The sequence below is a fragment of the Streptomyces sp. NPDC018045 genome (assembly GCF_044327445.1).
In the GTDB taxonomy this organism is placed as follows: domain Bacteria; phylum Actinomycetota; class Actinomycetes; order Streptomycetales; family Streptomycetaceae; genus Streptomyces.
In genome coordinates, this window is the sequence record NZ_JBIRFL010000030.1 from 58623 (window position 1) to 70874 (window position 12252).

A 12252-nucleotide genomic window follows, 5' to 3' on the forward strand; every position below is an offset into this window, starting at 1 on the left:
GTTCTTCTGATCGAGCGCGCCGATCAGGGATCTGGAGGGCAGAGACGGGCGGCTGATGATGCTGTTGGCCCGCGCATAGGTCGCCGGAGCCTACGCCGATTCCGCTGACCGGAAGCGGGAGCCCGCCTGTTCGGCCCGACGCCTCATGGCGAAGGGGTGACGGCGGCCGTCAGCTCACGGACTCCGGTTGTGCGTGGGTGGCGCTGGGCCAGGTCGGTGACGATCTGGCGGATGGCGGGCCGGTCGTGGACTTCGCCGCGCAAGGCCCGTACGGCGTGCAGCAGCGCGTCGGCGGCCGGCTCGGGCTCGGACATCTGCCACCAGGCGCGCGCCAGGTCGGTGTGCATCCGCGCCTTGCGCTCAGGCGTAGGGAACTGCTGTTCCCGCAGGTTCGAACCGGCTTCCAGGGCGGCGCCGGCGTCGCCGAGGGCCCAGAGGACGCCGACGGCATACAGGGCGACGCGGCCGCCGGGGTGAGCGGGAACACGCGCTCGCGCGGGGCCTGCTCGGGCAAGAAGCGGGCGGCGCGCTGGGCTTCGCCGATGGTGGCCAGGGCCTGGGTCCGATCGCCCGCGCGGGCCGCGCAGTACGCCTGGGTGCACAGCATCTGCGCGTACGCGGAGGTCTGCGCGCCGGTCGTGAGGCTGGTGGCTTCGACCTGGGCCGCGGCCTTCAGGATGAGGCGTTGGGCTTTGGCGGGCTGGTCCTGGTGGCGCAGGACGATGCTCATCTCGCGGGCGGCGGCTGCGGCGGCGAGTGAGGAGCCGGACAGGTCGGCGTAGACGATGGCGCGGTCGGCGGCCCGGTTGGCCCGCTCGTAGCTGCCGATCTTGCTGAGGACCTGGGAGAGCAGGCTGTAGCCGGTGGACAGGCGGGCCAGGTCCATCTCCTGGCGGGAGCGGGCCGCTACGTGTGCGTCGCCCAGCAGGCCGGGCATGGCGTCCAGCAGCCGGGCGTGCTGGCCGGCGTCGAACAGTCCGCGGGCGCGGGCCAGGCGCTGGTCGAGCGGGGCCAGGGAGCCGCCGGGGTCGGGGACGCCTGCCCGCGCGGCATCGACGCCGAGCAGGAGCTGCGCGGGGCCGCGAGTGTGGCGGTGGCGAGCAGGGGGCGGCGGCGCATCGGGTCCTCCTCCACTCGTGGACCATCGAAGGCAACCGTAGTGGTCGGTCAGCCGCCGAAGGAGAGCGACGCCGCCAGAACATCCGTCGGGACGCCCACCTCTTCGGCGGCGCGTCGCAGCAGCCGCAGGTCGGAGGGCAGGCGCCGGGATTCCAGGCGGGAGATGGTGGAGGTCGAGCACCCCAGGCGGGTGCCGAGGTCTTCTTGCCGCCATCCGCGTTCGGTGCGCCCCGTGCGGACGAGGCCGCCGGTGTGGTGGGCGGTGACCAGGGCGCGGGCCTTGTCCGAGGGCCAGAGGGCGTCGATGGGCACAGCACCTCCCACGCCAGGGGCCGGGGCCCGTTCCATGGCAGTGACTTTCCGTATACACATCAACACCGTGTGCAGTATCTGCAAATGGTGTGCGCCCGCTGCAAGTTGATCACCGGCCGGGGCCGCCCGGTGGTGTCGTGGTCGTACGGCCCGCTCGGGGCCGGACCGACCGTCGCAGCCTTCGGGAGGACACGATGGCGACAGCAGTCGAGATCAGCACGCAGGTCCGTGATCCGCGGGACTTCGTGACGCGCGAGGTGTGGGACCGGGAGATCCAGATGCTGATGCGGGATCACCCGGTGGATGAGGTGATGGCCGACCGGCTGTTCTGGGCCGCGGTCTCGTATCTGATCACCGCGATGGAGAAGTGGGGCCAGCACCTGGAGCTGTGCTGTGGCCGCCTGGTGGATCTGGCGGTCCACGTGTTCATCCTGGACACGAAGAACTACCGCGAGTTCTGCCAGCGGCTCTTCGGCGGCCGGTTTCTGGAGCACATCCCGGAGATCGCGTTCAAGTACGACGGCAGCGTGGAGCGCACCGCCAAGGTGATCGCCGACAACGGCTTCGAGATGAACTGGAAGCTGTGGGAGCGCGACTACGCTGCGTGCGGCCCGTGCCGCCCGGGATCGGACGGAGTGCCACTGACGCCGGGACACCGTCGGCCCCGGGAACGCCTGTGCTTTCCCGGGGCCGACTGCCGCTCGGGTGACTTCACGGCAATCACCGCGGGAGGCAGAACGGGCCGGTACGGTTCCTGGTCCCGCTGTCCTCCCGAGGAGCCGTATGCCCCGCGAGCCACAGACCCCGGCCGAGTACTGGGACACGTACAAGCCGCACCGCGGCGACGGCCCCCAGCCCCGGCCGGACACCAGCAGGTTCGAGTGGACCCAGTACCCCGGCCACGGTCCCAGCGCCGAACTCCTCGGCTCCCCATGCCGTGCCCTGGACCTCGGGCCGGCCGAGGGCAAGGAGGCCGCGTATCTGGCCGGCCGCGGCGTCCGGGTGACCGGCGTGGACATCTCCGCCGTCCAGATCGCCCGCGCCCGTGCCTGGTGGCACGACGTCGCGAACCTTGACTTCGTCCACGCCGAGGCGTGCGCCTACCTCACCGACACCACGGAGACGTACGACGCGATCTACTCGGTGTGGGGCGCGGTCTGGTTCACCGACCCCGAACAGCTCCTCCCGCTCATCGCCGCCCGTCTGGCCCCGGGCGGTGTTTTCGCGTTCTCTCAGGCCGAGCCGTCCCCGAGCGCGTACGGCCCGCAGGCCATGCGGGGCAAGTGGCTGGAGGGACCTGAGCGGGGGCTGACCATCCCGCGCTGGCAGTACCCGCCCGAGGCCTGGGCCGACCATCTCAAGCAGGCTGGATTCACGACATCGACGCCCGGGTATTGTCCGCCCCTCATGGGGAAGCTCTGGGCACTCTCATGGTGAAGGCGCATTGCTGAGAGGCGCTCCAGCGGCGCACGTCAACGGTGGTCGGCGGAGGGGGCACGCCTTCTCTTTGAGGTGGGAGAGGACGGACGCGAGCGGTTTGTTCCACCTCTGATCGGATCGTTCAAGATCCACATGCGCCTCTGCGGCGAGTGTGGTGAATATGGCTTGGCCTTCGGTATTCGCCGGGGCCGGGCCGTCCCACCCCAGCACATCGCAGGAGGCAGACATGGTCACCACCCCGGACAAGACACTCAACGGCAAGGTCGCCTTCGTCGGCGGCGCGTCCCGTAACCTCGGCGGGCTGATCAGCACCACCCTCGGAGCGCAGGGCGCCCGGGTAGCGGTGCACTACAACAGCGACTCCTCCCGGGCCAAGGCCGAGGCCGTCGTGAACGAGATCAACGCCGGCCCGGGTGAGGCGTTCGCGATCCAGGGCGATCTGACCCAGGTCTCCGAGGTGGAGCGGGTCTTCGACGATGTCGTGAACCGGTTCGGGAAGCTCGACCACAGCATCAACACCGCCGGCATGGTGCTGAAGAAGCCGCTCACCGAGATCACGGAGGAGGAGTACGACCGGATGTTCGCGGTCAACTCCAAGGCCGCGTTCTTCGTGATGCGCGAGGCCGCCCGCCGTATCGAGGACGGCGGGAAGATCATCACCATTGTCACCTCGCTGCTGGCCGCTTACACCGGCCTGTACTCCACCTACGCGGGGAGCAAAGCCCCGGTCGAGCACTTCACCCGCGCCCTGTCGAAGGAACTGTTCGGCCGCAACATCTCGGTCAACAACATCGCCCCGGGACCGATGGACACCTCATTCTTCTACCCCGCCGAGGACGACGACTCCGTCGCCTACCACAAGTCGTCCGCGATGAACGGTGACCTCACCAAGATCGAGGACATCGTGCCCTGGGTGACGCATCTGCTCACCGACGGCTGGTGGGCCAACGGCCAGACCGTCTTCCTCAACGGCGGCTACACCACCCGCTGAACCAGCACCGCCCGGTGGGCGGCGCCACGCCGCCCACCGGGCCGGACCACGTACCCCGCCCGTGCCGATTCCTGTGGCACCCATGACCGCCCAGCTCACGCAACCTGCTGTCTTTTGACATCTGGCCCGGAACGCATACTGCCCCAACTCCCAGTGCTCTCCTGAGCCAGCGCCCCGGTCCCGCTTCACAGCGGCCGACAGCGGCCCTGGCGGGAACCGGCAGGCTCAGCTCAACACTGGCAGTTTGCGCACCGGCAGGCCATCGAAGATCCCGCCGACGCCCACAAGACCACCACCCGTGAGGTCCTGCACCCCAGCAGGGAGGGCTTGGGGCGGGTCGGCTCCCCCGCACTGGTTCAGGGGGCTGCCGACCGGGAGTCCGGCGAGGTTGCCGTTGGCGGCCCCGGTTCCGTGGGTGGTCGTTCCTGCTGCGTGGGTGCCGTGGTGGTTGGCACAGTCGGTCCCGAAGGCCGGGGATAGGAAGTCACCGACACCTCCGGCGGACGCCGGGGAGGCCGATGCCAGTGCCGCTGCCGCTGCCGCTGCCCATATTGTGAGCGTGACCGCTGTGGGTACTGTGCGCGTGCTCATGCCCGGACAACGATTGCGGGCTGAGGCAGGTCACTTCAGCCGCTGGACAACGCGATTGGTGTGATGCACAGCAAGCCGGACGTCAATGGGCACGTAGTCGCGAGGGTGATCGTGTTTCGGCACAGCAACCCAGCGTCACCGATCAAGACCCAGCTTAGTTCTGGGGGTCGATCTCGAAAGCCATCCGGGCTTCCGCATTGGTGATGAGCTTGAGCACGAAATCGTCGGCGCCACCGCATTGGGTGAAGGGGCTGCCGATGGGCAGGGCGGCGAGGGTGCCGCCTCCAGCGCCGCTGCTGTGTGTGGTGCTTCCGCGCGCATGGGTGCCGTCACGGTTGGCGCACGTAGTGCCGAAGGCCGGGGACAGCACACTGCCGACGCCGCCAGCGGCCGCAGGGGCTGCGGCAGCGATCCCTGCACCCACAGCCATGCCAGCGACGGTGACGAATGCCATTGCCTGACGTGTGTCCACGTGTGGGTAACGGCACACCCCGGCCAGCGTCACGCGCCGCCGGTTCGCTGTCCACCGCCGCCGCCCACGGCAGGCGCGCTGGTTCGGCTCCGGACGCTGGTGGCGCCCGTCGCGGCGGCTGACAAGCACCGCCCACTCATTCATGACGCGATTCGAACTGGCAGCACCGCGGGTGGGTGAGGTGCTGTTCACTGCTGCCGACGCGCAGCCGGAAGGTGGCGGTTGCGGGTCCGCCCGCCTGGTCGTAGGCGTCGATGACTGCTTCGACGCGGTCCCAGAGACGGTCGGGCCCTTTCTGGTGCACGTTCCAGCCAGAGTCGTGGGGAGTGAGGACGGCGGCTGACCCGGTGACGGTGTCGATCAGGAGAGTTCGCCCGATGAGAGTGGTCATCTGAGCGGAGGCCGACCCCGTCGGCTCCGCTCCGGGACGGTTCGGCTTCGACAACGCCGAACACGCACTGCACGAGGCCGAAGCACACCTCGTCCTCGGCCGCACCGAACAGGCCCTCCGCACGGCAGAGAACTCCGCCGCGCAGAAACCCGCCGGCACCCCCGGCTGGGCGGCGGCGACCCTGGTCCTCGCCCGCGCCGAGGCCACCGACCGCCCCGATGACGCTGCGCAACGCGCCCTGGACGTCCTCGACCGCGTGCCTCCCGCCCGGCTGCGTTCCACCGCCCGCCGACGCCTCGCCCAGCTCGATACCGCTCTGGCCACCACGGCCGCACCGGCCGCCAGCGTCACCGACCTGCACGAACGACTGCGTGCGCTGCCCGCGCCCATCGATCCGTACGGCGCCAGCACCGCCTGACGCGATGGCCGCATCTCCTCGAACGCCGCTCGCTCACTTGCTCGGCGGTACGGGCACCTGTGGGTGCTCGGCCGCGTGGGTCTGAGGCGCCTCTGCGGAGGGCGAACACCTTCTTCTGAGGTGGGAAAGAACGTCAGCGAGCGGCTGGTCGTGCTGGTCCTTGTCCTGTTCCCAGAGATGCATGACCGACGCTGCGGCCTCCGCGAAGTCGGCGGGCAGGCCAGCTTCGCGAAGCGTCTCGGCGACCTCGTTGATCTCGGTCCCCCAGCGCCAGGCTCGCGCGGCGACGCTGGGCAGGTAGTCCGGGCCCGAGAGGATGTCCGTCGGCATGATCCGCGCCTCGGAAGTGAGAAGGTCGCCGACTCCGTGCTCCTCAGCGAGCGCGTGGGCGACTCCGGCCAAGGCGCGGGCCGCTTTCTGGAAGCTGGCGAAGCTCATCTTCAACGCGGAGGCGCTGCCGAGTGGGCCACCCGTTGTCCTCGTGTGAACGGCAGTTCTCTCGAACAACGTCTTGGTCAGGTCGATGGCCGACTGTGGTCCGGCCAGGTAGAGGCGTGCTGTGCGACCTTCGCCGTCGGGCGGGGGCCGAAGAACGCGCCGTCCAGCAAAGGTACGGCATCCCCACACGCCGCCGTCCGCAGGAGTCCGAATGACGTCCCCCAGGCCGATGCCTCGAAGCAGCGAGCTATCACCGAAGGATGACGCGCACACCCCGTTCCTCGAAGATCTCCAGGAGGAGGCCGAACAACACAAGCTCGCGATCACCGGCGGGCACGCACTCTGCCAACCGCGTCCGAGCCTCGGCCGAGGAGTTCCAGTGCAAGGTGAACGGAGTGGTCGCGCCCCAGCCACCTCTCAGACAGTCGTCCAGAGCGTCCAGGTTCCAGCCGAAGTACCCACCGGGGCCGTTGACGGCCTCACCGATCGCGCAGCAGAACGTGTCCCAGTCAACGATGTGTCGGCCGTCCAAGGTGAACACCTGGCCTGCAGGCGCATCGGGCTTCCCCTGGCGTTGGTACTCCCGGGACCACAGGGCCACCGACAGCCACGCGTGTCGGTCCTTGGGCGCGAGTTCGTGCCACATTCCGGTGCGGTTCAGGTGACCGCTGCGGATCAGCTCCCACGGTCGTTCCGCTCCGGGCAGGGCGTTCTCACACCAGAGCGTGACCGTGAGGTCCAAGAGGTCGCTGCCGCGGGCGGAGGGCTTGGCGTCGATGACGGTGACCTCGTTGACGAAGTAGGACCCCATGGTGGCACCGTCACCGTCGAGGAGTTCGAACCAGGCGTTCCCCGCCACGGCACGACGACTGCCTACGTGGTCAACGCACATCAGTAGGCCGCCCTGCGGGAGGCAACCCGCGAGGTGCACCCGGCGCGCTCCTTCCTCATCCGGCAGGGGCGTGAACATCCCCTCGGCCTCGTGAGCGAAGCCCCAGAAATCCTTTTCGCCCTCATCCGAGGTCAGCGCGTACTACTGCCCCTCGCCGCCCAGCCCCGATGTTCGCATCGCACCCCCCATGAGAGCGCTGATCTTACCGACGCCGGGGGATCTGCCCAGCGGCCGCCAGCGCCGTCACCACCCCTGACCCCCGTCCCATCCATCTCGGAGGCCCTTGGACGAGCCACATACCCGCCTTCACTCATGAGAGTGAAGTGCAGAGAAGCACCGGCGAATACAAGATCAAACCCATCAAGAAGCAGGTCCGTGCCCTTCTGGGCTACCCGTATCCCCGGCACGTCCCCAAGGACGTGTTCGTCGAGCAGTGGGTCGGGATCTCCACCGACGAGCTCCACCGGGCCAAGGACGCCGACGTCGCCTACATGCGCAACCGGCACCCACTGATCCAGGACCTGGACTGGTCGCGTGCCGACTGCCTGTGCTACCTCACACAGCGCGGCCTGGCCGGCGCCCCGAAGTCGAGCCGTCTGGGCTGTCCCTTCCACGGCAACGCCCAATGGCGGCACATCCGCGACCACAGTTCGGCCGAGCGGGACGACGTCGTCGCCTTCGATGCGGCCATCCGCGACGGCAACGCCCGCGCGAACGCCTGTGGCAACCGGCTGCTCGGCCAGGCGTTCCTGCACCGCTCGCGCGTCCCGGCTCGCTGCCCTGCTCTCCCCCTCCCGCCTCCGTGCCGCGTACGACCGGTGACGAGGTCTTGGCCGAGGAGCGCGCCTTGCTGGCATGTGCAGTCGCACAGCCCTCGGGCCTGCGGCGGATGCGCTGGCTGCAGCCCGACGACTTCGCCCTGCCCCGGCACGGGCAACATTTCCAGTGCCTGACCGCACTGGCGCACCGCCAGGAGCCCGTCGACGCGGTCACCGTCCTGTGGGAAGCCCAGCACCAGCACCTGCTGCACTCCGACTTCACCCCCGCCGACCTGATGGAGCTGCTCGCCACCCCGGTCAGCACCCCCGAACACGGGGGCGAGAAAGTCCTGCAGCGTGCCCTGCTCGCCCAGGCCCACAACACTGCTCTGCGTATCCGGGCGCTCACCGACGCCCCGGCCAACACCCCGCACCAACTCGCCACCCGCAGCCGCCGCGCCCTGGCCGCCCTGACCGCGCTGCGCACCCGCTGGCAGCGCGCCACCCAGCCCCCACATCCACCCATTCCCCGGCCATACCCCGCGCCGAGCCCCGCCTGCGGACCACGCTGCCTCCCCGACCACCCGCGCGAGCCGATAGACCCCATGAGCCTGGTCGGGCCGCTGTGCCCCGAGGACGCCACCGTATTACCGACGGCCCGACCCTCTGCGCGCCAGCATCGATATCGCGCCGCTGATCTTGTTTCCGGAGCGGGCTTTTGGCCACTCCCACGTTGTACGTGAAGAGAGGGACCAGAAGCGGGATTACGGTGAACGTTCCAGCTCTTGGAGAAGGGAGCGACATCGTGGGGGACAGCCGACTGGGGCTCGTGATGGTCCACGGGTTCATGTCCGGGCCGAAGGTGTGGGAGCCGCTGCGCGGCCTGATCGCCGCGGACCGGGGGCTCGGGTTCGTCGAGCCGCTGACCTTCGCCTACGCGACCGGGCTGCTGCCGGTCAATCCGCTGCGGGTGTTCCCGTCGATCGACACGGTCGCCGACAGCCTCAAGGAGTACCTGGTCACGGAGGCCGGCGCGTACGACCAGTTGCTCCTGGTCACCCACAGCCAGGGAGGGCTGGTCGCCCAGCGGTATCTGGCCCGCATGCTCCACGACGGCAGAGGCACCGAACTCGCCCGGATCCAGCGGCTCGTCATGCTCGCCTGTCCGAGCAACGGCTCGGAACTACTGCTCTCCCTACGACGGCGTACGCTGGGCGGGCGCCATCCGCAGGAGAAGGATCTGCGGCCGCTGAACGACCAGGTCAGCGCAACCCTGCGCACGGTCGTCCGGGACGTGGTGCACGCCACGGCGATCACCGACCGGACCTGCCCCATCCCGGTGTCGGTGTACGCGGGCGAGAGCGACGGCGTGGTGTCCCGCGCCTCGGCGCAGTCCGTCTTCCCGGACAGCTCCGCCCTGCCGGGCGACCACTTCAGCCTCCTCAAGGCCGACTCGCCCCAGCACCGGACGTTCACCGCTCTCCGCCGCCTCCTCCTCGCGACGCGCACCGAGCCGTACGTACCCGGTCCCGAACCGGCGGCACCGGCCCGCATGCCCACCCCGGCTGCGGAAAAGCCCTCCAGGAAACAGCGCCCGACGATCGCGATCGCCTCGGTCGCCGCCCTGGCGGTCGTCGCCTCGGTCCTGTACTTCGCTCCGATGCCGTGGGAATCGGACGCCGACTCATCCGGCCCAAACCCCAAATCACCTATCGCTGCTACCAGTTCGGGCACTCCGAGCCCGACGCAGACCGGTTCGAGCACTCCGAGCCCGCCGCGGCAGGATGTCGGCGTCAGCCCGCCCGAGGATTTCCCGGCCACGAACAAGTTCTGGTTCTTCGACATCAACAAGGACCAGAAAGCCGACTACGTCACGGTCTACAAGAACCAGACATTCAAGTTCTGGTGGAACGGCGGCATCAAGGACAACCGCTTGCGCACCGGCGAGTATCACAAGAACTCCTACGTCCCCGCGCCCCGCGCGGACGGCGATGCGTTGCGCTTCGGCGACATCGACGGCGACGGCTGGCCCGACTGCATTGTGGTCGACAAGACCGGCGGGGTGGCCGTCCACACCTGGGTCGAAGGGAATCCGGCCGGCGAACGCATGTGTCAGAAGGAGTACGGCGGCGACGCCGACGTTCCCTTGCGCGATACCGCCGACATCGTGCCGGATCTCAAGGAGATCCAGTTCGCCGACGTCAACGGAGACGGGCGAGTCGACTACCTGCGGATCGAACCGAGCAGCAAGGTGACCGTCTGGTACAACCAGACGGTCAAGGAGAAGGACGGCCCGACGCGGGTGGGCTGGTCCCCTCCCGAGATGCTCAGCACGCACGTCTTCGACCGTGAGATGAGGTATGCCGACCTCGACGGCAACGGGCGTGCCGACCCGATCCTCATCACCCCCAAAGGCGGCGCACGGGCCTGGCTCACGCGCGAGCCATCGTGCAAAGCCCTCCACGACATCGGGCAGATCGTGCCGGACCCGGAAACCGCCGTCCCGCCGGAGGAGATTCAGTTCGCCGACGTTGACGGAGACGGATACGCCGAATACCTGCACGTCGGCAAAACGGGTGAGGTCCGCGTCCAGAACCCCGTCTTGCAAGACCGCTGCCCACGTCGCTGACGAACCCCCCGGTCAGCTCCAGCTCACCCCGAACCTCCCGCTCTCTGCCCACGACCCGCCACACCCCATGCCAAGAGGCAACGAGCTGACAGTCACATGAGCCGCCGGACGGAACCTAGTGCTGGATTCCTCTTTCACTGGATATATGCCGCCGGTGGCGGGGTGGTTTGGCTGCTCGGGGGCGGGGGTGCTGGACGGTGGTGTTACGGGCGCGGCCGAGCCGTGACGAGAACGAGGAACAGTTCGTGCATCGGCTGACGCGAGCGCGCAAGGCGCCTCGTGATCTGGTGGTACGGGCACGGATGGTTGAGCTGGTTCGGACAGCGAGTGCCTGCCATCGCGGACGAGTCAAGGTGCAGTCCCAAGACGGTTCGCCGATGGCTGCACCGCTTCAACCGTCTGGGCCTGGACGGGCGGAAGACCTGGGTGGCCAGGGCCGCAGGAGACGGATCTGCGAGGCGGAACGCTCCCGGATCACCGGCCTGGTCCAAGAGTCTGCACCGGGCCGGCTGACGGTGCAGGCAGGTAGCGACCGTGCCGCGGCGGACGAGGCCGGGCCACCGGAGTGGACCCTCGACGCGCTGTCCGCTGAAGCGGGGCGGCTGGGTATCCGTGTCAGTCGCAGCCAGGTCCGCCGGATTCTGCTGACCGAGGGGTTGCGCTGGCGCCGCACCCGGTCCTGGACCCGCTCGAAGGACCCAGGCTTCGAGCGGGCCTAGGTGGTGTCCGCAAAGTCGTGGCAGCCATAGTCGTAGGCAGGCGAGGGTGACCATGGCCTGGTGGTGGCGGGCGCGTTTGTCGTAGCGGGTGGCCAGGGCCTTGTTGTGCTTGAGGCGGTTGAAGCAGCGTTCGACGACGTTGCGGCGCCGGTAGGCCTCCCGGTTGAGCCGGCACCAGCTCTCACCCCGTCGGATGCGGCCGTTGATCTGGTCGATCCGCTCCGGGATGGCCGCCTCGATGCCGCGGCCTCGTAGGTATGCGCGGATTTTCGTGGACGAGTAGCCCTTGTCCGCCACCACCAGGGCAGGGCAGGGCGGGTGCGAGGGCGGCCTGGCCCGCACCGCCCGATACGGATGCGGGCCATCACCGCCTCGAACTGGGTGCAGTCGTTGACGTTGCTGCCGGTCAGGGCGAAGGCCAGCGGGCAGCCCGGCCGACGCAGGCAAGATGGATCTTCGTGGTCAGACCGCCCCGGGACCGGCCGATCGCCTCGCCCGGCCAGGTCCCCTTTTCCGGGCTCCGACGGCGTGCTGGCGGGCTCGCACGGTGGTGGAGTCCACACACACGATCGACCAGTCAACGGCACCGACCGCATCGCAATGCTGCTGGACATGCGCCAGCAGCCGGTCCCAGGTGCCACCGGCCAACCAGCGGCGGAAGCGTTCACAGACCGTCTTCCACGGACCGTAGCGTTCCGGCAGGCCCCGCCAGGCCGCCCCGGTGGACAGCTTTCACAAGATCCCGTTCAGCACCTGTCTTCGATCCCGCACCGGCCGGCCCATCCGCGATGGAGCCAGCAGCGGCTCTATCACCGCCCATGCCTGGTCGGTCGGCTCATGACGACGCACCACGAACAGCCCAACGACCAACCGACTTTGCGGACACGACCTACTGAGGTTTTCATTAGTTCTATGGGTGTGGGGGGCTGTGGTGGTGCGGAGATGCTGATGTGCCTTCCGAGCCTGCGTCTGTTGTTTCCGGAGTGTCCGTTCCACCGCTGACACGACCGCAGTTGGCCGAGGCTCGGCGTATGCGTGCGGTCGAGTTGTGCGAGCGAGGACGTCCTCAATCCGAGGTCGCA

The 12252-nt window shown here is 68.9% G+C and carries 14 protein-coding genes and 1 pseudogene; 8 read left to right on the forward strand and 7 right to left on the reverse strand.

What is annotated here, in order from left to right; all coding sequences use genetic code 11:
* Positions 1-169 precede the first annotated feature (169 nt).
* A complete protein-coding gene (locus ACH4EB_RS34225; protein ID WP_398352186.1) occupies positions 170-937 on the reverse strand; it encodes a hypothetical protein in 768 nt (255 codons plus the stop codon).
* Between the two features lie 230 nt (positions 938-1167).
* A complete protein-coding gene (locus ACH4EB_RS34230) occupies positions 1168-1431 on the reverse strand; it encodes a helix-turn-helix domain-containing protein (RefSeq protein ID WP_398352187.1) in 264 nt (87 codons plus the stop codon).
* Positions 1432-2214: 783 nt separating this feature from the next.
* Here ACH4EB_RS34230 and ACH4EB_RS34235 point away from each other — a divergent pair.
* Both ACH4EB_RS34235 and ACH4EB_RS34240 read left to right on the forward strand, forming a co-directional pair.
* Positions 2215-2868, forward strand: a complete 654-nt coding sequence (locus ACH4EB_RS34235; RefSeq protein WP_398352189.1) for a class I SAM-dependent methyltransferase — start codon at positions 2215-2217, stop codon at positions 2866-2868.
* A 229-nt stretch (positions 2869-3097) separates the two neighbouring features.
* On the forward strand, positions 3098-3862 hold the full coding sequence (locus ACH4EB_RS34240; protein ID WP_398352190.1) for an SDR family oxidoreductase: 765 nt from the start codon (positions 3098-3100) through the stop codon (positions 3860-3862).
* Positions 3863-4607: 745 nt separating this feature from the next.
* Here the strand turns inward: ACH4EB_RS34240 and ACH4EB_RS34245 are convergent.
* Together ACH4EB_RS34245 and ACH4EB_RS34250 are read right to left on the reverse strand one after the other, a co-directional pair.
* Positions 4608-4907 (reverse strand): hypothetical protein, encoded by a 300-nt coding sequence (locus ACH4EB_RS34245; protein ID WP_398352191.1) that lies wholly within the window; start codon positions 4905-4907, stop codon positions 4608-4610.
* Positions 4908-5061: 154 nt separating this feature from the next.
* The gene (locus ACH4EB_RS34250) at positions 5062-5316 is read right to left on the reverse strand and encodes a hypothetical protein (RefSeq protein WP_398352193.1); all 255 of its coding nucleotides are present in this window, start codon (positions 5314-5316) and stop codon (positions 5062-5064) included.
* Between the two features lie 256 nt (positions 5317-5572).
* Between ACH4EB_RS34250 and ACH4EB_RS34255 the strand changes: the two genes are divergently transcribed.
* Entirely contained in the window at positions 5573-5734 is a 162-nt protein-coding gene (locus tag ACH4EB_RS34255) for a hypothetical protein (RefSeq protein ID WP_398352194.1), read from the forward strand.
* A 33-nt stretch (positions 5735-5767) separates the two neighbouring features.
* On the opposite strand, the gene ACH4EB_RS34260 is transcribed toward ACH4EB_RS34255, so the two are convergent.
* Positions 5768-6172: a DUF1932 domain-containing protein gene (locus tag ACH4EB_RS34260; RefSeq protein ID WP_398352196.1), complete on the reverse strand. Its 405-nt coding sequence runs from the start codon at positions 6170-6172 to the stop codon at positions 5768-5770.
* Positions 6173-6422: 250 nt separating this feature from the next.
* A complete protein-coding gene (locus ACH4EB_RS34265) occupies positions 6423-7031 on the reverse strand; it encodes a barstar family protein (protein WP_398352197.1) in 609 nt (202 codons plus the stop codon).
* Between the two features lie 356 nt (positions 7032-7387).
* Between ACH4EB_RS34265 and ACH4EB_RS34270 the strand changes: the two genes are divergently transcribed.
* The 5 genes from ACH4EB_RS34270 to ACH4EB_RS34290 all read left to right on the forward strand — a co-directional run bounded on the left by ACH4EB_RS34270 (position 7388) and on the right by ACH4EB_RS34290 (position 11170).
* Positions 7388-8017 carry a hypothetical protein gene (locus ACH4EB_RS34270; protein WP_398352198.1) on the forward strand — a complete coding sequence of 210 codons (630 nt, stop codon included), beginning with the start codon at positions 7388-7390 and terminating at the stop codon, positions 8015-8017.
* Complete coding sequence (locus ACH4EB_RS34275) at positions 7912-8565, forward strand: DnaB-like helicase N-terminal domain-containing protein (protein ID WP_398352199.1); 654 nt, start codon at positions 7912-7914, stop codon at positions 8563-8565. The genes ACH4EB_RS34270 and ACH4EB_RS34275 overlap by 106 nt, the downstream gene beginning before the upstream one ends.
* Before the next feature lie 62 nt (positions 8566-8627).
* A complete protein-coding gene (locus tag ACH4EB_RS34280) occupies positions 8628-10451 on the forward strand; it encodes an FG-GAP-like repeat-containing protein (RefSeq protein WP_398352200.1) in 1824 nt (607 codons plus the stop codon).
* Between the two features lie 279 nt (positions 10452-10730).
* Positions 10731-10964, forward strand: coding sequence for a helix-turn-helix domain-containing protein (locus ACH4EB_RS34285; RefSeq protein WP_398352203.1), 234 nt, complete (start codon positions 10731-10733; stop codon positions 10962-10964).
* Between the two features lie 2 nt (positions 10965-10966).
* Positions 10967-11170: a hypothetical protein gene (locus ACH4EB_RS34290; RefSeq protein ID WP_398352204.1), complete on the forward strand. Its 204-nt coding sequence runs from the start codon at positions 10967-10969 to the stop codon at positions 11168-11170.
* 21 nt (positions 11171-11191) lie between these two features.
* Here the strand turns inward: ACH4EB_RS34290 and ACH4EB_RS34295 are convergent.
* Positions 11192-12040, reverse strand: a pseudogene (locus tag ACH4EB_RS34295) (IS5 family transposase); the annotation flags it as partial.
* Positions 12041-12252: the final 212 nt, after the last annotated feature.